The sequence below is a fragment of the Salibacter halophilus genome (assembly GCF_008806325.1).
In the GTDB taxonomy this organism is placed as follows: domain Bacteria; phylum Bacteroidota; class Bacteroidia; order Flavobacteriales_G; family Salibacteraceae; genus Salibacter; species Salibacter halophilus.
Genome location: NZ_WACR01000005.1, coordinates 215,430 through 234,500 on the forward strand (window position 1 = coordinate 215,430; position 19,071 = coordinate 234,500).

General features: G+C 40.1%; 17 protein-coding genes. 7 read left to right on the top strand and 10 right to left on the bottom strand.

Annotated elements, in window-relative coordinates; translation table 11 throughout:
* Positions 1-5: 5 nt before the first annotated feature.
* The 3 genes from F3059_RS07225 to F3059_RS07235 all read right to left on the bottom strand — a co-directional run bounded on the left by F3059_RS07225 (position 6) and on the right by F3059_RS07235 (position 2,843).
* Entirely contained in the window at positions 6-815 is an 810-nt protein-coding gene (locus F3059_RS07225) for an inositol monophosphatase family protein (RefSeq protein ID WP_151167693.1), read from the bottom strand.
* On the bottom strand, positions 812-2,122 hold the full coding sequence (gene mtaB, locus F3059_RS07230) for a tRNA (N(6)-L-threonylcarbamoyladenosine(37)-C(2))-methylthiotransferase MtaB (protein ID WP_151167695.1): 1,311 nt from the start codon (positions 2,120-2,122) through the stop codon (positions 812-814). Before mtaB ends, F3059_RS07225 begins: the two co-directional genes overlap by 4 nt.
* Positions 2,123-2,201: 79 nt before the next feature.
* A complete protein-coding gene (locus tag F3059_RS07235; RefSeq protein WP_151167697.1) occupies positions 2,202-2,843 on the bottom strand; it encodes a SanA/YdcF family protein in 642 nt (213 codons plus the stop codon).
* 109 nt (positions 2,844-2,952) lie between these two features.
* Between F3059_RS07235 and F3059_RS07240 the strand changes: the two genes are divergently transcribed.
* Complete coding sequence (locus F3059_RS07240) at positions 2,953-3,228, top strand: TIGR03643 family protein (RefSeq protein WP_151167699.1); 276 nt, start codon at positions 2,953-2,955, stop codon at positions 3,226-3,228.
* On the opposite strand, the gene F3059_RS07245 is transcribed toward F3059_RS07240, so the two are convergent.
* From F3059_RS07245 to F3059_RS07255, 3 genes are read right to left on the bottom strand one after another with little or no spacing between them, the layout of a single operon-like run.
* The gene (locus tag F3059_RS07245; protein ID WP_151167701.1) at positions 3,229-4,695 is read right to left on the bottom strand and encodes a hypothetical protein; all 1,467 of its coding nucleotides are present in this window, start codon (positions 4,693-4,695) and stop codon (positions 3,229-3,231) included.
* 48 nt (positions 4,696-4,743) lie between these two features.
* Complete coding sequence (locus tag F3059_RS07250; protein ID WP_151167704.1) at positions 4,744-5,388, bottom strand: DsbA family protein; 645 nt, start codon at positions 5,386-5,388, stop codon at positions 4,744-4,746.
* A gap of 4 nt (positions 5,389-5,392) precedes the next feature.
* Positions 5,393-6,121 (bottom strand): uracil-DNA glycosylase family protein, encoded by a 729-nt coding sequence (locus F3059_RS07255; protein ID WP_151167706.1) that lies wholly within the window; start codon positions 6,119-6,121, stop codon positions 5,393-5,395.
* Between the two features lie 59 nt (positions 6,122-6,180).
* Between F3059_RS07255 and F3059_RS07260 the strand changes: the two genes are divergently transcribed.
* From F3059_RS07260 to F3059_RS07275, 4 genes are all read left to right on the top strand, one after another.
* Complete coding sequence (locus F3059_RS07260; protein ID WP_151167708.1) at positions 6,181-6,822, top strand: NAD(P)H-dependent oxidoreductase; 642 nt, start codon at positions 6,181-6,183, stop codon at positions 6,820-6,822.
* A gap of 10 nt (positions 6,823-6,832) precedes the next feature.
* The gene (locus F3059_RS07265; protein WP_151167710.1) at positions 6,833-7,558 is read left to right on the top strand and encodes a pirin family protein; all 726 of its coding nucleotides are present in this window, start codon (positions 6,833-6,835) and stop codon (positions 7,556-7,558) included.
* Between the two features lie 248 nt (positions 7,559-7,806).
* Entirely contained in the window at positions 7,807-9,657 is a 1,851-nt protein-coding gene (locus F3059_RS07270) for a DUF4114 domain-containing protein (protein WP_151167713.1), read from the top strand.
* A gap of 152 nt (positions 9,658-9,809) precedes the next feature.
* Complete coding sequence (locus F3059_RS07275; protein ID WP_151167715.1) at positions 9,810-11,528, top strand: glycosyltransferase family 39 protein; 1,719 nt, start codon at positions 9,810-9,812, stop codon at positions 11,526-11,528.
* Positions 11,529-11,545: 17 nt separating this feature from the next.
* On the opposite strand, the gene F3059_RS07280 is transcribed toward F3059_RS07275, so the two are convergent.
* Positions 11,546-13,249: a DEAD/DEAH box helicase gene (locus F3059_RS07280; protein WP_151167717.1), complete on the bottom strand. Its 1,704-nt coding sequence runs from the start codon at positions 13,247-13,249 to the stop codon at positions 11,546-11,548.
* 19 nt (positions 13,250-13,268) lie between these two features.
* Here F3059_RS07280 and F3059_RS07285 point away from each other — a divergent pair, with 19 nt between their 5' ends.
* The gene (locus tag F3059_RS07285; protein WP_151167719.1) at positions 13,269-13,448 is read left to right on the top strand and encodes a hypothetical protein; all 180 of its coding nucleotides are present in this window, start codon (positions 13,269-13,271) and stop codon (positions 13,446-13,448) included.
* A gap of 20 nt (positions 13,449-13,468) precedes the next feature.
* Here F3059_RS07285 and rocD read toward each other — a convergent pair whose 3' ends face one another.
* On the bottom strand, positions 13,469-14,767 hold the full coding sequence (gene rocD / locus F3059_RS07290; RefSeq protein WP_151167721.1) for an ornithine--oxo-acid transaminase: 1,299 nt from the start codon (positions 14,765-14,767) through the stop codon (positions 13,469-13,471).
* 155 nt (positions 14,768-14,922) lie between these two features.
* On the opposite strand from rocD, the gene F3059_RS07295 reads away from it, so the two are divergent.
* Complete coding sequence (locus F3059_RS07295) at positions 14,923-15,483, top strand: hypothetical protein (protein ID WP_151167723.1); 561 nt, start codon at positions 14,923-14,925, stop codon at positions 15,481-15,483.
* A gap of 60 nt (positions 15,484-15,543) precedes the next feature.
* Here F3059_RS07295 and F3059_RS07300 read toward each other — a convergent pair whose 3' ends face one another.
* Together F3059_RS07300 and F3059_RS07305 are read right to left on the bottom strand one after the other, a co-directional pair.
* Entirely contained in the window at positions 15,544-16,080 is a 537-nt protein-coding gene (locus F3059_RS07300; protein WP_151167725.1) for a DUF4168 domain-containing protein, read from the bottom strand.
* A 185-nt stretch (positions 16,081-16,265) separates the two neighbouring features.
* On the bottom strand, positions 16,266-19,010 hold the full coding sequence (locus tag F3059_RS07305) for a T9SS type A sorting domain-containing protein (RefSeq protein ID WP_151167727.1): 2,745 nt from the start codon (positions 19,008-19,010) through the stop codon (positions 16,266-16,268).
* Between the last annotated feature and the right edge of the window lie 61 nt (positions 19,011-19,071).

A 19,071-nucleotide genomic window follows, 5' to 3' on the forward strand; every position in this document is an offset into this window, starting at 1 on the left:
CCGATTTAAACGGAACCAATATACGGTTTTATCGTGGTTATGAGCTCATCGTGAACCGATCCGTTTGAGCAAGCCAACCTGCCGGCATGAAGGAAATCATCATCACCTGTGAAAGTCGAAACTTTTCCACCTGCTTCCTGGATGAGAAGCGCTCCGGCCGCAATATCCCAGGGCTTTAGTCCCATTTCATAAAATGCATCGAAATAACCGCAAGCAACATAAGCCATGTCGATTGCAGCAGAGCCCAGTCTGCGCAAACCTCGTGTAGAATACAACAATTCGCTGTAGAGTTCCATGAACTTGGGTAAATGTCCCTCAGGATCATAAGGAAAACCGGTAGCGATAAGCGAATTTTTGAGCTTTTGAGCAGATGAAACATTCACTTTTCTATGGTTGCGACACGTACCACCACCTTTGTAAGCCGTGAAAAGTTCATCGTTGCTGATATGATAAACCAACGCGATAACAGTTTCGCCTTTCTCCTGTAACGCAATGCTGATCGAGTAAACGGGCAATCCGTGAACAAAATTGGTTGTTCCGTCAATGGGATCGATAATCCACAAATAGTCAGATCCACCGGACTGACCGGCCGTTCCTTCCTCAGCGATGAAGTCTGAGTTTGGGAGAAGCTTTGAGAGTTCTGAAACGAGCAGCTCCTCACTCATCTTGTCGACTTTTGTCACAAGATTTTGGTTGCCCTTTTCATCTATCTGTTGAGCATCCAGTTTTTCGCGTTCCCGCAAAACGAGCTGACGAGCTTTTAGAGCTACATCTTCAACTTTATCGAGAAGGTCTTTCAATTCTGTCTGATTCATGCTTCAGCCAATTCTAGGATTCTTGATTTTACCACACCGTCTCTATCGATTTCTTCAAGCTGTACTTTTGAAAAAGTATTGATTAGCGACTCATCAAATGGCGCTTTTACCTTGACATAGTTTTCGGTAAATCCGTGCATACTTTCTCCGTGCTTTTCTGATTCCCAGAGTACTGTTTTTTCATTACCAACCTGTGACTCGTAGAATGCGCGCTTTTTCTTTTCACTCAAAATCCTGAGCATTTTGCTGCGTTCGTGGCGGACATTCATCGGTACAACGCCATCCATTCTATCGGCTAAAGTGTTGTTGCGTTCTGAATAAGTGAACACGTGCAAATATGATATTGGAAGCTCATTGAGGAAATTGTAGGTTTTCATAAACTCCTCCTCAGTTTCGCCCGGATATCCAACAATCACATCTACGCCAATACATCCGTCAGGCATGAGTCGCTTGATCGTGTAAACGCGATCTTCATAGAGTTTTGTGTCGTATTTCCTGCGCATGCTTTTTAGCAAACGGTCAGAGCCGGACTGAAGCGGAATGTGAAAGTGCGGAACGAACTTACCGGAACGAGCTGAGAATTCGATGATTTCATCGTGGAGTAAATTCGGTTCAATCGAGCTGATTCTAAACCGATTGATATCGAGTTTTTCGAGTTCCTGAACGAGCATGAAGAAATTTTCATCAGTTCCGGCACCAAAATCACCTGTGTTGACACCGGTCAGAACCACTTCCTTCACATCAGTACTTTCCAGCTCACTCGCCTTTTTGATAGTTTGCTCAATGTTATTACTCCTGCTCTTTCCGCGAGCTAGGGGAATTGTACAGAACGTGCAAAAGTAATCGCAACCATCCTGTACTTTCAGAAAAGTACGAGTGCGATCTCCATATGAATACGAAGGATAAAACTCTCTCACTTTCCCAATTCTGCCGGCAATGTATTCACCACTTACATCTTCATCTAGCGATTCGAGATGCTGAGCGACATTGAACTTTTCATTGGCTCCCAATACGAGCGTTACACCTTCAATCTCCGAAATTTCTTTCGGCTTGAGTTGAGCGTAACATCCGATTACAACAACCTTTGCATCGGGATTTTTGCGGAGTGCCCTGCGCACAACATTTCTGCATTTCTTATCAGCCTGGTCAGTCACAGAACAGGTGTTGATCACGTAAACATCAGCGCCTTCATCAAAGCCTACACGGGCATAGCCGGCATCTTTGAGATTGCGCGCAATCGTTGACGTTTCAGAAAAATTGAGCTTGCACCCAAGCGTGTAATATGCTGCAGTTTTATACGGTTGCATAGAGCGCGCAAAGGTAATGATTTTTGGGGAGGAATTTTCTTTAAAAGAATATAGTAAGTAAGAGGTTAACCACTACATTCTATTTAATTTCAATCTTCTTACCATAAAACTTTGGATCAACTCCAAATAAAATATCTAACATCATTTTAACTCTAGCCAGTTTTTCTCTGAGCTTTGTTTTGAAGCCATACTTCATACTAACATCCTCAGCATTGAAGGCAACAGCATCAATATCATTTTCTCTACATAAAACCAAAGCTCTTCGATTGTGAAACTCCTGTGAAATGACGGTCAGCTTTTCCTGACTAAAAATCGCTTTACTTCTCACAACAGAGTCCAGGGTTCTAAAACCAGCATAATCGAGGTAAATTTTATCCTCGGGTACTCCTCTTTCAATTAAATCATTTTTAATTGTTGTGGGCTCATCATAAGTCTTCCGGGAATTATCTCCACTCACTAGTAAAAACTCAACCTTTCCTGCTTTGTATAATTCTACTGCAGCATCAATTCTATATTTGTAATAGAGGTTCATCCAGCCATTATTGAGTTTTTTGCTTGTTCCGAGTACGAGCCCAACTCTATTTTTAGGAATATTTGATACAGACTCGTAGACTTTATCTTCAGTTGAGTTTTTGACATAAAAATCTACTGAAAAGATTAAAATAATAACTGATAGTATTAGTACTCCAGCGAATATCAGGAGTTTCTTAACTTTTTTCACAAATATCTTTTTTACTAAGTAACAAATGAACTTAAGCCAGCGTTAAAAGTAGTGATTTCTAACCAAAACAAACTCTACATCTTTACTGTTGAAATCATAAAGTTTATTAATGCAAGAACTATCAGTTGAAGAAATCGACAGAATCATCGAAATGGCATGGGAAGATCGCACAACATTTGATGCGATAGAATTTCAGTTCGGGCTCAAGGAACAAGAAGTGATCGAGTTGATGCGCAGAGAAATGAAACCGAGTTCATTCAGAATGTGGCGCAAACGCGTACAGGGAAGAAGTACAAAACACGCTAAACTGCGAAACTTCAACGAGGGCAGACATAAAAGCTCACGCCAAAAGCAAATCACGCACAACAAGATATCTAAGCGTTAGCTACTCCAATTTAAATCCGCCCGTTTCCAACAATTCTCTCGTTGGTGATTTAACGAGAAAAAATTCATCATTGATAATCGTAACATTGTATTTCGTAGTATCCAGCTTAGGAGGCATGTACCCAACTAGCCCAACTCCCGGATCTGACCGAAAAAATGCTGCATTTACGGTATCTATGTAAGGCTGGTATCGATCTGTCATTCCTCGATATCGCGCAATTATTGACTCATTTGAATAAAATATCAATTGCCACTGCAACAAACCTCCTTCGCAAAACACATACTTTACATCCTGTTTTTCAGCTACTTCAACAACATCAGTGATAGTGGATTTTTCGATATAAGCGAAATCACGAAAACTGTAAACCGAATAAGCAGAAATAAAAACCATTACAGTCAGAACCGAAACGACTGCTGCCTTGTAGCGCACTTTTCGCAATCCGTAAAACATCAACAGGAGCAAAAAGCCCTGTAGCGGGAGTAAGTAGCGAAAAGCATTTTGATTGACAATTGTGAAATATGAAATGGAGAGGATAACTGAGACGAACAAAAAAATTGAAAGTTTATCAGTTGACTTTCTCTTAGTAACAATTTCAACCGCGATCCAAATGATGCTCAACCCAATTGCTCCCATGTAAATCCAAGTTACAATTTTAGTTGACAAATCAGGTTCGATAAACGCTCCGTAGTAATAACTTCCTGTCAGCGATTTGAAAACCTGTTCAACAAAAGTCATCAAATTAAAATCTGAAAGTCTCTCCCAACTCACAACAGAAGGTGACCAAAAACTCGACATTCCACTTTTCAAAATGATGAAAGCCACATAACCAATACACAAACCTAAAAGCACATTAATTCCCGATTTCCAGTTTGTTTTATTCAGGTACTGATAAACGATCAACGGCAATAAACCTACTAACCAGAGTGGCTGAGACTGATAGATCAATACTACTAACAGGCCAACAAAAACTGATGTTATCGCTTTCCTGTTTACTGACTTATTGAAAAGTAGAAAAGTCGTAAGAAAACTGAATGCAAATGCAGTGTGGTATCCGCCCCGAGCTTTCATCGCCCAAATAGCCCAGGAAGGAGCTAAAGCTAGCAGAGTTGTCACAATTATGATCAACCATGAATTGCGTTTTTCATTCAGTTCATAAAGTGTCAGGTAAAAAAATGTCAATCCGATTGCGAACAAGATCAACATCGCGATTTTCAAGGCTATTCCAGAAACACCGATAAACGAATAAACTGCAGAGATGAACAACACTTCGATAAACGCAAATCCGTAAGACTGCCCATAGAAGAATAGCGGCAGCTCTTTTCCTTGCAGAAAATGCTTAGCCATCAGCCCCATTATACTTTCATCTCCGTCAATAACAAAGTCTGATCCGGTCATGTAAAACCATCGCGAAGCGAAAAGTAGGACCAAAACCAGTAAAATTGAGATAAAGCGATTTGGGGGTCTCATAAGTTTGATTGGGTTGTCAATGAGCTAATTTAATAACTTCTCACTTCCCTACTCTCCTCCCGGAGGCAAATCATTGATAACATTGTGAATGTTTTCATCGACCATTTCAAAGGGCATGTAGCCGCGCCCCACCATGAAGTATTCACCATTATGTTCGATAATTGTGGCGGGAAAACCCTGTATTCCAAACTGTTTCGTCATGTAAAAATCTTCAACAGCCCACGTTATGGATTCGTTGCTGTAGAATTTTTCTCTGAACTCTTTTTCATCGAGGTCAAACTCTTTTGCGAGCGGTAGATACGACTCCAAACTGGCCGGCTCAGCACCATCAAAATAGATTCGCTGCTGAACGCGTTCGGCAAAAGGGATCTGAATGTGAGGAGCCATATTCTTAGCTGTTGAAATAGCTCTAGCAGGTTCCAGACTCGATAGTTTGTTGGTTCCTTCTTCTATCGTTTTTTTAAACCCTTCACCAAATTTCACTCCACTCCTCTTCTCTACTTCCTCATTTGCTCCTCGCAAGAAATCAGCCAGTTCACCAATGGGTTTTACCTGATCACCCGTAATCATTCCTCCACTGTAAACAGTGAAATCGAGTTTATCGGCATATTTTTCATGGATCTGACCAATAACTTTACTGAATCCGTAACACCATCCGCACAGCGGATCAAAGAAATACAACAGTTTGTCCATAATGCTATTTTATATGTGGTCCAAGTTTTTCGATGATCGACTCCAGGATTTGCGGTTTCTGCTTTCTGCGGTATTGCATTACCCATCGCGGGTGAGGAACCGTATCGATTCGCTTGAACCAACCGTGTTCTTTATTGAGTTTTTCTAAAAATTTGAGGTTTTTCCCCTTGCCTATGCTGTAAGCGATTTCCCGATTTGCTCCAAAATCTATTTGCGCTTCAATCTGCTCTGTTATCCAATCGGTCAGAGCCGTTTCAAGCGGCTTCTCGTCATAGTAATTGAGGTTTTTTCCATCTTTCACAAAGCCGAGTGGGCAAACAGACCCGATGTAAAATGAATTGTAAAAAGATTCTGCACCGCCCAGAGCTTCGATCATTTCGTAGATGAATTGAGATGATAACTCTGCTCGTTGATCAAAATCATTCTCCACTCCCAGTCTGTTCATCTGAACCGGATCAGTAAACGAAACACCTGTCACGCCAGCTCCAAACCTACCCGGGTTTATCCCGAACAAGAACGTGCGATCGTGATTACCAGCATAATAACGGTGAGCAAAGGAACTCACACATTCCTGTACTTCTCTATCATCATAGGGAAATATCCAATCTACTCCATCCGGTAACTCGTCATTTGACGGTTCAATGGTGTTGAAATACTCTGCAAATCGATCTCCAAAACTCATGGCACAAAAGTGAGCTTTTAACAATTCGTGAACAAATCTATCACATTGCATGTATATACATATATATTTAAAGTTTATATATTTGTACCTACAAATAAATTTAAAACATTATGAAAACAAAGACATCACCAGTAGAAAGTTTAGAATGGCGTTACGCTACAAAAAAGTTTGATAACACGAAGAAGATCAGTCACTCTGACTTCAAAGAGATTTTGAGGACGTTACAATTGGCTCCATCCTCATACGGACTCCAGCCTTTTGAATTTTGGGTAATTGAAGATGAAACACTTCGTGCCGAGTTGAAGGAAAGAGCTTTCAACCAACCTCAAGTTACAGATGCCTCTCACCTCATCCTGTTCCTTTCAAAAACAGATTTTGCTGAATCAGATATTGATAAATTTATAGAGCTTTCACAAGAAGTTCGTGATATTCCGGATGAGCAGGCACAACAATACGCAGAAATGATGAAAGGTGCCGTATTGTCAAAAAGCACTCGCGATATTGAGGAGTGGACATCATTACAGACTTATTTAGTTATTGGTCAGACCCTCAAAGTGGCAGCCGAAATGGGAATTGACGCTTCACCAATGGAGGGCTTTGAGCCACAAAAGTTTACTGAACACCTGAAGCTCGAGGAAAAAGGGCTCCGACCATTAGCTATGATTGGCCTGGGCTACAGAAGCGATGAAGATGCTACTCAACACATGGCAAAAGTGAGAAAACCTCAACACGAATTGATCAAGTTTTTATAATTTAAGGCTTATGAAAAAGATTCTTTATCCATCATCATCGAGAGGACATGCAAACCACGGCTGGTTGAATACTCACCACTCGTTCAGTTTTGCAAATTGGTTCAATCCCGATCAAATGCATTTTGGTGCACTTAGGGTTTTGAACGATGACGAAATCGCTGGCGGAATGGGCTTTGGCACGCATCCGCACAAGGATATGGAAATTGTGACTATTCCGCTCGAAGGCGATTTGGAACACAAAGACAGCATGGGGAACAGCGGTGTCATAAAAGCCGGTGATGTTCAGGTTATGAGTGCCGGAACAGGCATTGAGCACAGCGAGTTCAACCACAATAAAGATGAAGCGTGCAAGTTGTTACAGATTTGGGTTTTTCCGCGTAAAAAACACGTGGAACCCCGTTATGATCAGATCACGCTTGATCAGTCTAAAATGAAGAATCAGTTCTCACAAGTAGTATCACCAAATCAAAATGACGAAGGTGTTTGGGTACATCAAAACACCTGGTTTCATCTTGCAGAATTAGATGATGGAAAATCCATTGACTATAAAGTTAAAGGAGGTGCAAACAATGGTGTGTACTTCTTTTTGCTAGAAGGAAGAGTAAACGTGGGTGATGAAACGCTCAATAAACGCGATGCAGTTGGTATTTGGGACACTAAATCGATCCCGGTTGAAGCAACTGAAAAATCAAAGTTACTCGCTATAGAAATCCCGATGGAGAATTGGGAAGACTAACACTTTTCGGTCATCAATAATAGAACCACCAGCTCGAAAGGGTTGGTGGTTTTTTATTTTAAAAAATCACACTAAGTTGATTCCCAGAAAGTCCTAAAATGGGAATTCCGTACCAAATCAGGTCTAATTATGAGATTTAATGCTCTTTTCTAAAACAGCATTAACTACTGATTTTCAATGTTTTTAAAGCATTATCCACAATTGGCACTATTTCGGTAAGTGATATTGAAATTTCAAATTTTACATTTATGAAAAAGTACCTAATTCAAATACTAACAGTGCTGTTCATCTCAGTACTTATTACCTTTGGTTGTACGCCTGAGGATGATAACGGGCTTAACCAAACAGAAAAGCGCATTGATACTTACGATGAGTTTTCTGGACGAATTACATATCACAACGAACCTGTTGAGGCATATGATGGTTCTGGAAAGAAAGCATCAAACAATATGACTGAGTTCATATATGTGGCTAATGTTACATCTCCAACAATTCATGGCAAAAGATTATCTGCTACAGGTATTTCGATTGATGGCAACAAGGCTTATGTTTCTTATCACTGGAATGAAGGCGAAGCAGACTTTGCCGGTGCTGTAGAAGTTATCGATATTGCTGATCCTTCTCAACCGGTTTTAATTCAAGGTGTTTACTTTACAGATACTGATTTAAATGAATTGTACGTTGAAAACAACGAGCTTTATGTTGTTGGAGGACGTAGTTTGAGTTCATCTGGTTATGACCCTGCTGTTACAAGTGGCGGAGTTGTTGAAGTTATTGAACTATCAGGAGGCTTACCAACTACGAATGTTCAGGAAGCATCAATTCCTTCTTATTCTGGAAACTCAGTTTTTAGAGATGGTGATAACCTTTACTGCGTTAGTGGAAATACTGGCGGAGGTGTTTTTGAAGTGAGTCTTTCTCCTTCAAATTACTTACAGGTTACAGAAAGTGATTACTACAACAACTCTAAGTTTGGTGTAATGGGTGGTTCTTACTACACATTCCTGGAAACAGGATCCAGCCCTAATCTTCACATCCACAATGGCAACAACTTTGATCCGGCTTCAAAAACAGTTGTTCCTTTGGCTTCTCCAACTGCTCCTGATGATGGTAAAAAAGTATTGAGTGTAGATTACCCAAATCAAGTAGCTTATGTTTCTTCAGGCTCTTACGGTTTACACTCTTATGATTTATTCACTCAAAGCGGAACACCTGTAGAATCATTTAATACGCAAGGAAACGGATTACTCAATGGTGTTGATTACGACCACAATTATGTTTATGCTGCTAAAGGAAGCGAAGGTCTTTACATTCTAGATAAAGATACGCTCTCTAAAATCATGGCTAACTTCAGCTTTGACGGATCTGCAAACTTTGTGAAATCATCAGTTGAAAATGTGTTTATCGCACATGGTAAGGGAGGATTGAGAATCTTAGCTAAAGAAAAAGAGACTGGTGCTCCTGATGATCCAATCGAGACTGAACCATGTTCTACTCTCCTCGGTAACATCGCTGATCTTTTCCCTGAAAGAGAAAACGCAATGAACAATCACCCAAATTTATTTGCGGGTGGTTCTACGAAAAATGTTGTTCTCGATCAGTCATCTGAAGTATATGTTCAGTTTGTTTGGGAAGGTGCCGGTAAAACAAACACATTTGGCTACTTCACTTATCCAAAGAATAATCCTCCAACATCTATGCAGGATATTCAAAATCTACAGAAACATGTCGTATTCCCTAATGTAACCAAAACTAGTGATGGTGGCGGCTTGAATCAGGGTGATATGGTTCAGCTAGGCAACGGTGCATTTCCAGCTAATACTCTAATTGGTTTTTACCTGGTTGTCGATGGATGGTCTGGTGGAAAAATGGTTTCAGGTAGTACTACCATTTATTCACTACCTCAATTCAACGATAATACAACACAGCAGCATTTACTCTTTGTTGAGAATAGCTGTGACGATTTAACACTCACATTTGAAGATCTTTTACTCCCTCATGGAGACAAGGATTTCAACGATATTATTTTAGTGGTTAAAGATAACGATCAGGGGCTCGTTAACACTAAATTTGATTTAACAGGGGTCGTTCATAAATAGATTATTATATCTATTACCTAAAACCCAAAATGGAATTCCATTTTGGGTTTTTTTATGTTTAAACATCACCTCTCACAAATAAGAATCTACTACATAATTAACCAACCTCCATCAACGATCAATTTTCTGTAAATTGGCCACGAGAAAAGGTCATGAATAAAATTATCAGATTTTCGGTTTTTGCTGTTTTCATCTTGCTTTCAGCTGTATCAATGTACATGGGGTTTTATGCAGAAGAGCTGATAGAAGCTTTAGCAGAAAAGATTGGGAGTGATGGTGATTCTGAAAAGATAAAATCCTTCCTAACTGGAGAAAAGATCCAGTTGTTGTTTGGCTTTTCTACTCTCGTAGCTCTCTCAACCGGTTTTCTGTTTTTGTTCAGATTTGAGCGAATAACAAATCTTTGGAACAGCTTCTTACAGGAGTTCTACCAAAAACTACGCGGACTAAAATCTGCGGTCTCTACGAGAGAGGCTCTGACCGTGACTAGTATCATTCTCGTTCACCTGGCCTTGAGTATCTATCACGCTTCGCAAATACCGGTCACAAATGATGAGGCGTTTACTTACCTGAATTATGTCAATCGCGGATTTGTTGCGGCTTTTGCGTTTTACAATGAGCCCAATAATCACATTCTGTATTCGCTGCTGGCCAACTGTAGTGATTTGCTTTCATTCATGGACATTTCCTGGAGACTCCGCCTTCCTTCTCTTATAATTGGCGCGGTTTCGACTTTCAGTTTTTACTGGTTGTTTCGCAAACTGTACGGCATTAAAAGAGCGCAGATTTTCACCATTGTCTGGATAGGGTTGTTCCTTGTTGCCAAATATCATTTCCTTGCACGAGGCTACGGATTGATGATGTTATCATTTATCACAGCTTTTTACGCGCTCATCAGCCTAAAGGAAGATCCCCAAAGCACTTTTGCAAAAGGATTTTTCATCTGCTCTATGTTCATTGGACTGTACGCTCATCCAACGTTTGTGATTCCCCTCATAGCATTGATCATTTATTCATGGTCAGATCGCGAAATACAAATCACCTCTATTCTCAAACTGTTGATTCCGGCTGTTTTCCTCACAGTCATTTTCTACGCTCCGCCCATTATCCTCAACGGATTTGAGGCATTTACCCAAAACTCTGGACTAGAAAAACCATCATTTCTCCGGTTACTCAAAGAAATCGGTGAGAATATTTGGGGAGTCGTTTATCAAACAAGTTACAACAGCCCATTTGCAAGCGGAGTTGTAACTGGTCTTGCAATCGTATCCATTATCAGTAATCGCAAATTGGCAGGAACAAGACTATTCTTCTTCTCCCTCATCTCGATTTTGCTCGTTCTAATTGCCGCTGGCTCACCCATGTTTACACGCAACCTACTCTGGCTCACGGTTCCGATTGTGATGCTTATAGCACAAATCGTAAAAGACAATTATCTGGCTCCAAAAATGAGGTTCAACATCGTATTTGCTTTTGTCGCTATTCTGTTTTTCACGGTCAGAGCCTTCTTTTTCAAGCCCACATTTGACATCTACTACGAGCGACTTCAACCGGCTTATGATTTTGCTGATGCGCTACCTGCAGAATACGGGGAGCTTTTCTTTACAAATACCACGTATCACTACACCATCCTGAAATACAAGGCCAACCTCATCGATCACAAGAAAGGAACACTTCAGCGCACCGATTTTGATCCTTCAATGAAGTACAATTTCATCGTCAACGAAAAAGAAAAAGACCAGGCATTTCACCAAAAATCACAGTTCGATTATACTTCGTATTACGAAGATGATTGGGTGAGTGTGTGGGCATTGAGTAATAAAAAAAGGTACAATGAAAACATTGCACCTTTATCAAAAATATTCGGCTAAAAGAGTAGCTTACGCCATTACCTTCTTTTTCGCCTTCCAAACTTTTTTCCGCGGCCACCGCTGTTGCCTCGCCCTTTTTGGATTGGATCAGCATCGTTGTTAACGCGCAGTTTTCGTCCGTTGTGTTTTTTATTTTTTAATCCTTCAAGGAAAGAATCCGCCTCGTGGTTTGCTACCTCAACGAATGAGATGCGGTCCTGGATTTGGATCTGACCGATAGCGCCATTGCTAACTCCGGTGTTTTCCTGAATGAAGTTCATGAAAGAGCCTTTGTTGAAACCATCAGTGCGGCCAACATTGATAAACATCGTTTCAACATCACTAGGATCGCCCTTGCGTCTTTTGCGCGGAGCTTTTTCGCCTTTTCCTTTGTCAGAACCGACTTTTCCTTTGTAGTTCAAATCTTCTTCCCTACCCGGAATTTCATCGGTAATTTTAGCGATATCAGCCGAGATCAATTGAAGCAATAATGCTTCGTTGTTCAGGTGACTGAATTGCTCCAAATAAGCTTCTAAAAGCTCATCAGGAACTGTTTGTCCGCCTGCTCTTTCAATCTCTCTACTCCTGTTCTCAATGCGCGTTTTGAGTACATCTGATTTTGATGGGATTTTACTCTCAATAAAATCGATGTCCAATTTACGTTCGAGGAACTTGAGTTTGCGCCTATCACGCGGATCGAGGATCACGATGGAAACACCTTCTTTACCTGCACGAGCAGTTCTACCACTACGGTGTGTGTAATACGCATCGTCATCAGGTAAACTGTAATGTAGTACGTGTGTGAGGTTGTTCACGTCAATTCCGCGAGCTGCCACATCAGTAGCAACGAGAATTGTCGTTTGTTTCTTTTTGAAACGACCCATCACAGTTTCACGCGCACTTTGTGTCATGTCACCATTGATGGCTTCAGCATCGTACTTCAACGTTCTCAACCGCTCAGCGATTTTAGATGTTTCAGCTTTGGTACGACAAAAGATTACACCGTAAAAATCGGTGTTTGTTTCTACAATTCTGCAAAGCGCGTCAAACTTGCGTTTGGGCTCGACCAATACGAATTTATGAACGAGATTCTCATTCAGGTTTTCGCCACCTTTTGACGAAATGTGAACGGGATCGTTCATGTACTTTTTGGAAAGCTTCTTAATGGCAGCCGGCATAGTTGCAGAGAAGAGCCAAATGTTGCGCTCAGCCGGAACCGAACTCAGGATCTGATCAATATCTTCCTGGAATCCCATGCTCAGCATTTCATCAGCTTCATCGAGCACTACATTATTGAGATTTGAAAAGTTTACGACCTTTCTTCTCAACAGATCGAGTAAACGACCCGGTGTAGCCACTAGGATAGTGGGCTTTCCCTTTTTAATGGCAGTAATTTGGTTGGTAATAGAAACACCGCCATACACAGTTTCTATTTTAATACCCTTTTCATATTTACTAAACGCCTCCAGGTTTTGCGTAATTTGCAACGCTAATTCCCGCGTTGGCGCTAATACTAGCGAAGTCAAATGACTGGTATCACCCTGTAACGCATATTCCACCAATGGAAGTCCAAAAGCTGCTGTTTTACCGGTTCCCGTTTGCGAGAGACCAAGTAAATCAGATTTTTTTTGGAGCAAATGCGTGAGACAGAGTTGTTGAATTTCGGTTGGAGTGTCGAACTCCAGGTCTTTTAGGGCTTTGAGTATCGAATTCGATAGCCCTGATTCTTTAAAATTTTGCACAGAACATATATAAATTAAGTTGCAAAAGTACGGACTTATTTCGGTTCGTGTGCATGAATGTGTATTAACTTTCTCATTTCACGGTCAGAACCAATGGTGTAAAGTTGATATAAAAAAGCCTACATGTCAATGGTTTGGTAGAATTTCGGCTCTGACCAATACTAAAAAAGCCCGACAAAATGACTTTGCCGGGCTTTGACTTATATCAAAATGAAAAAATTACTTCTTCCATTCTTTTTCAAAATCTGAAATAGTGTTCGTGATGATCGAGATGCACTCATCGAGTTGCTCTTTCGTCATTACGAGTGGCGGTGCAAAACGGATGATGTTACCATGAGTTGGTTTTGCGATAAGACCATTTTCAGCCATTTTCACACAAAGATCCCACGCTGTTGTTGATTCTTCAGAATCGTTTACAACAATTGCATTGAGGAGACCTTTACCTCTAACGAGTTTTACGAGGTCACTTTGATCGATGAATTTCTGCAGCTCACTGCGGAAATGTTCTCCTAGTTCACGTGCATTTTGTGTGAGTTTTTCATCGCGAATAACCTCCAGTGCAGCGTGCGAAACAGCAGCACCAAGTGGGTTACCGCCAAATGTCGATCCGTGTTGTCCGGGTTTGATCACAAGCATAATCTCGTCATCAGCCAGGATTGCAGAAACAGGATAAGCTCCACCTGAAAGTGCTTTACCCAAAATCAAAATATCAGGCTTTACATAAGTATCTTCCTGGCGTTCACAGTGTCCCTGGCAATCGCAGTTTCCGCAACTGGCTAAAAGACTTCCGGTACGACCGATTCCTGTTTGGATCTCATCAGCGATGAAAATCGCGTTGTTTTTGTGGCAAAGTTCTTTTGCTTTTGCCAGGTAATCATCATCAGGTACAACAACACCTGCTTCACCTTGAATAGGCTCAACCATGAAACCGGCAACATTATCTTCCTGAAGTGCTTTTTCAAGCGCATCAGTATCGTTGTAAGGAACCTGGATAAATCCGGGTGTGTAAGGTCCGTAATCTTTACGAGCCTCTTCATCATTACTGAAAGATACAATTGTTGTTGTGCGGCCGTGGAAGTTGTTATTCGCTACGATGATTTTCGCTTTGTTTTCATCCACTCCTTTTTTCTCGTGAGCATATTTGCGGCAAACTTTAATAGCTGTTTCAACTGCTTCAGCTCCTGAGTTCATCGGGAGCAATTTGTCAAATCCGAAATATTCTGTCGCGTAAGCTTCATACCTTCCCAGTATATCATTGTGAAAAGCACGAGAAGTCAACGTAATGCGAGATGCCTGATCTGTAAGCGCTTTAGTAATAGTGGGATGACAGTGTCCCTGATTTACCGCTGAGTATGCAGATAAGAAGTCGAAGTATTTTTTTCCTTCAACATCCCAAACATGAACTCCCTCTCCTTTTGACAATACAACCGGTAGCGGATGATAATTATGTGCTCCGTGTTTATCTTCTAGTTCAATTAATTCCTTTGATGATAGCTTCTTTGTGAAAATATCCTCCATTGATATGTGATTTTTGTTTTTTCTAATTTAAGCAAAGGTACAGAATTGCTCAAGGCTTCAAAATGTACCTTGTGAGAGTAACACAGCTATTGAGTTGGTGTTTTAAAAGTTTATATTTTTGAAATGTAGTTAAGTCATCAAAATACCACAACATCATGACATTTGAAAATATCCTAAAATCTTACAAACCAACCTGGGAAGGAGAAAGAGTCAAAGATATCTCGCAGAGAACGACATACCTTAAAGTACTGGTATGGCCCAATGTTATCATTTATCCAATCATCCTCGTACTATCTGGGTATATAATTGTGCAAAGCTATTTGACTGGAAACCTGTCTGAATGGAATTCAGCATCATTGATTATTCTGTTCAGTTGTGTATTTCAAATTAATTTACCGAGGATGACTTTTGATTTGTTAATAGCTCAAAAAATGAAAAGTTTAAAAGAGAGTAATGAATTAAAAAAAGAGATTGAGGACACCGAATTTGAGAACTTCATTTCGGGTTTGACCAATAAAGAACTTTTTAAAAAGCACATGATCCCCGCCCTTTTACTTATTCTTGTTGCCATTGCTGCAATCTACACAGAGTTCACAGAGAGTTTTATTATTTGGGAATATATGCGAATTCCGGCTGCAGCGGTATTACTTTATTTTACTATCCAGTTCTTAATTACATTCAAAAAATTGAGAAACAAGCTGAATAATTTGAGGTAAAAAAAAGCCTCACCGATAATTTCAGTGAGACTTTCTAATTCCTAATCAAAAATTGAGTTATTATCCTTCAGAAATCATCATTGATTTGAGTTTCTGTTGCATTTCAGGGTCCTGACGAACAGCCATCATAATTTCTTGATAGCGCTTTGGCGTAAGACCTACTTCTTCAATTTTAGCGCGCATTTCCTTCTCCGCATCTTTTCTTACGCTCTTTAGTTCTCCGTTTATTTTTGTCATTTTCTTCTTCTCAGCCGGAGTTACATTAGCGCTTTGTTGAGGATTTCTTTTAGCTTTTTGGATTTGAGTAAACCTCTTGGTTTTCATTCCATTCTCCTGAATAACACCTTTCATATCTTCCTGAGCCTCTCCATTGATAGACTGCACTTCCTGAAAAGCATCAGCAAACTTTGCAAACTCAGCATCAGAAACATCAATATCCGGTGCCTGACGCTGTTGTGGCATCTGCATTCTTTTCTGTTGTTGCTGTTGCTGTTGCTGTCTTTGTTGTTGGTGTTGACGATCGAGCTGACCATAACTTGTTCCTGCAACTAATAATGAAACGAATAATGTTCCGAGTGTCTTTTTTGGTACTATCATAATATATTATTTTCTAACGAGATTTAATCTCAAGTTTAGTTATGATGCATAGGTACAATTCACAAAAGGCGATGCAAAACACATAATATTCATCTTGTTAAGTATTGTTAAGCAACGTCACTCAAACAAAAAAGCCGCTCCAAAAATGAAGCGGCTTTCATAATCAACAGATGTATCAATCTGTATTATTCTATCATTATCTTCATAACTCTTACATCCTGTCCATTTTGAAGGCTGAGGAAATACATTCCTGGAGTGAGATCAGACACGTTAAACGTATTTGTTTGAGAACCTGTAATAGTTCTATTTTCGGTCAGAACCTCGCGTCCATTCATATCATTCAGCCTAACGTTCCACACTCCCTCCAAGTCGATTGCTTCAAGAGTGAAAGCATCACGTGCCGGATTAGGATACAAGTTGAGTGATCCTTTGCCGATATCTGAAATACCAGTTTCATCTTCAATAGTGATATTGATCGTGTCAGTTGCAGTACAACCATTATTAGCAGTCACTACAACCCAGTAAGTTCCAGATTCATCAACATCAATCGTAGGTGAAGTTTCATTCGTTGACCAAATGATATTGGAGAAGCTACCGCTCGCTCCAATAGTAACAGTAGTATTAGTATCTATATCCTGACCAAGATTGATATTGATACCCTGCCTAACCTCCACCTGTGCAGATGCTGTAGAGCTACAACCGTATATATCTGTTACAGTTACATTGTAAGTGTTTTGAGAGTTAACTGCAATAGTTTCAGTAGACTCACCATTTGACCAATTGTAGTCATCAAAACCAACACCCGGACTCAAAACAATTGGATCACTTCCTGTGCACCAAAATGTATCTGAAAGCGAAATATCAGGAAATGGCTGCTTGATTACATTTAAAGTCCTCGTGAAGGAATCTGGACAGAAACCATCCTGAGAAACGGTTACACTGTAAGTTCCGGAGTCGTTAACAAAGAAGGTTTGATTTGAAGATCCATCGTGCCAGTTGAAGTCTGCTGATGGATTTTGAGCATTGAGCGTAAATCCAATATTTGCATTTTCACCGCAAAATGCAGTATCTCCACCAAATGATGGCTCTGTAAGATATGGTACTTCAATTACGTTGATTATACCAGTATCAACACAACCATTCAAATCACCATATACAGTATAGGTTCCCGCTGAATCAATCGTGAATGTTCCCCCCTGTGCTCCATTAGCCCAACTATAAGTGGCTCCAGGAGTATTAAGATTAACAGGAATACTAAAACCTGAAGCTTCTCCAACACAATATCCTGTATCGGCACCTAATTCAACATCTGCAGTTGGTAATTCTATCACTTCTACAGTATCAGATAATGAAACACCGCATTTAGAAACTGTCACAGCATAAGTACCTGATGTATCTACAGTAATACTTTGAGTAGTTGAATTATTATTCCAAGAATAGTTACCGCCATATACATATGCGTCTAAGTTCCAGTTGAGCGCTTCAGTTGGGCAGTATGTTGAATCTGGACCTAAATCGACTGTAAACTGATTTGTAGTTGCATTTCCAAATACTGGTCTAATACCTAATACAACCTGAAAGCCTGAACTTTCAAATGGTGTCCAGCTACCAGCAGGAACTTTGTAGTAACAAATATTTGGAACATACCCTTCTTGAGTAAACCCAAAACCGAGATTATTAGTGTTACGTTGATCAACCGCGAAAAAATATTGACCTGGAGTCAACTCCTTATTACAGGTAAATTCAACGGTGTACCACCCCGGAGAAGAAGATGGAATAACAAAAATATCACTTGAATCAATAAGTGTTGACGGAGTGCTACCCAACACATCATACAAATAGAATCGAATAGTATCTCCCATTTGAGGTGTTTCTAACCGAATATCAACTGAAGTTAGCGTATCCGTATTGTATATTTCAAATGTTTGACCGAATCTACCTGTTCCACCTGTAAAACCAATACCTCCTGAGAAGTTTCCTCTCTCTAAAGAGTAAACTGAATCAGTAACATTAAATTGATAATTGAGGGTATCATTATTTTGAAATGTATCAGATGCGGCAGTATTGAGTAAGAACTCTACATCATAATTACCAGTACCTGATGGATAAAATGCAGAAGTTGTAATACTCGATGAGTTACCTCCGGCTATAGTAGAATTAGATGAACTAGAAAAACTACCTGTAGCTGAAGTAAAGCTAGCTGTTGCTCCAACTGAAGTTGATCCAGTACCATAATTCGTAATATTCCCAATAAAATTGATTGAGTCTGCTTGTTGAATAGGAATTTGATAATAAGGTCTGGAAGCTGTCACCCCATCAAGACCAGCATCTTCAGAAGGCATTTCTACGAAAGTACAGTTGTCCACAGCAAAATCACCTCGACCTGTCTGATATGAATCAGCAGAAAAGCGAACTTTTGTATTAGCCGTGTTGTAACTCGATAAATCTAATCTTTTATATTTCCACCTTTGATTTCGGTTGATGTGAGAAGGCAAGTGAATTGTGTCAATCGGTGTCCAGGTTGCTCCTCCTGTATTCACTTCAACAACAACATCGTAATAAGATGCTCCGTTACCGTAGTACCAAAAACCAAATCCAGGATTAGTAAATGATGTTAAATCTTCAGAGGGACTTTCAAGTGTAGCTGTATTCGTAACAGTTGGGCCAGGTGCATTTACTGAAGCCACAAACATATAATTTGATCCGTTGAAAGCTGTAGAAGGTCCTGTAGAAGTGCCAGAAGAAAATCCTGAACCTACCTCCCATCTATATTGCCCAGCTAAAGATGGTGAGCAAGTCCATCCATTTGTCAATGTCCCGGAAGAACCCAAAGTTAAATTATCAAAATCATAACTCTGGGCCTTTAATTCAGCTATCCAAAACGAACTGAATAGTAATAAAGAAAATAGATTAAAGGTTAACTTTTTCATACTTGTTAAATTAGGGGTTGATTAATTCAAGCCCAATTTAACAAAAATTAGAAACTAAATG

Excerpts from the sequence above, each read along its gene's own strand:
- F3059_RS07270 (WP_151167713.1), top strand. The coding sequence starts at position 7,807 with ATGAAAAAGTACCTAATTCAAATACTAACAGTGCTGTTCATCTCAGTA.
- F3059_RS07275 (WP_151167715.1), top strand. The coding sequence starts at position 9,810 with ATGAATAAAATTATCAGATTTTCGGTTTTTGCTGTTTTCATCTTGCTT.
- F3059_RS07305 (WP_151167727.1), bottom strand. The coding sequence starts at position 19,010 with ATGAAAAAGTTAACCTTTAATCTATTTTCTTTATTACTATTCAGTTCG.
- F3059_RS07250 (WP_151167704.1), bottom strand. The coding sequence starts at position 5,388 with ATGGACAAACTGTTGTATTTCTTTGATCCGCTGTGCGGATGGTGTTAC.
- F3059_RS07240 (WP_151167699.1), top strand. The coding sequence starts at position 2,953 with ATGCAAGAACTATCAGTTGAAGAAATCGACAGAATCATCGAAATGGCA.
- F3059_RS07255 (WP_151167706.1), bottom strand. The coding sequence starts at position 6,121 with ATGCAATGTGATAGATTTGTTCACGAATTGTTAAAAGCTCACTTTTGT.
- F3059_RS07225 (WP_151167693.1), bottom strand. The coding sequence starts at position 815 with ATGAATCAGACAGAATTGAAAGACCTTCTCGATAAAGTTGAAGATGTA.
- F3059_RS07260 (WP_151167708.1), top strand. The coding sequence starts at position 6,181 with ATGAAAACAAAGACATCACCAGTAGAAAGTTTAGAATGGCGTTACGCT.
- F3059_RS07300 (WP_151167725.1), bottom strand. The coding sequence starts at position 16,080 with ATGATAGTACCAAAAAAGACACTCGGAACATTATTCGTTTCATTATTA.
- F3059_RS07265 (WP_151167710.1), top strand. The coding sequence starts at position 6,833 with ATGAAAAAGATTCTTTATCCATCATCATCGAGAGGACATGCAAACCAC.
- mtaB (WP_151167695.1), bottom strand. The coding sequence starts at position 2,122 with ATGCAACCGTATAAAACTGCAGCATATTACACGCTTGGGTGCAAGCTC.
- F3059_RS07295 (WP_151167723.1), top strand. The coding sequence starts at position 14,923 with ATGACATTTGAAAATATCCTAAAATCTTACAAACCAACCTGGGAAGGA.
- rocD (WP_151167721.1), bottom strand. The coding sequence starts at position 14,767 with ATGGAGGATATTTTCACAAAGAAGCTATCATCAAAGGAATTAATTGAA.
- F3059_RS07245 (WP_151167701.1), bottom strand. The coding sequence starts at position 4,695 with ATGAGACCCCCAAATCGCTTTATCTCAATTTTACTGGTTTTGGTCCTA.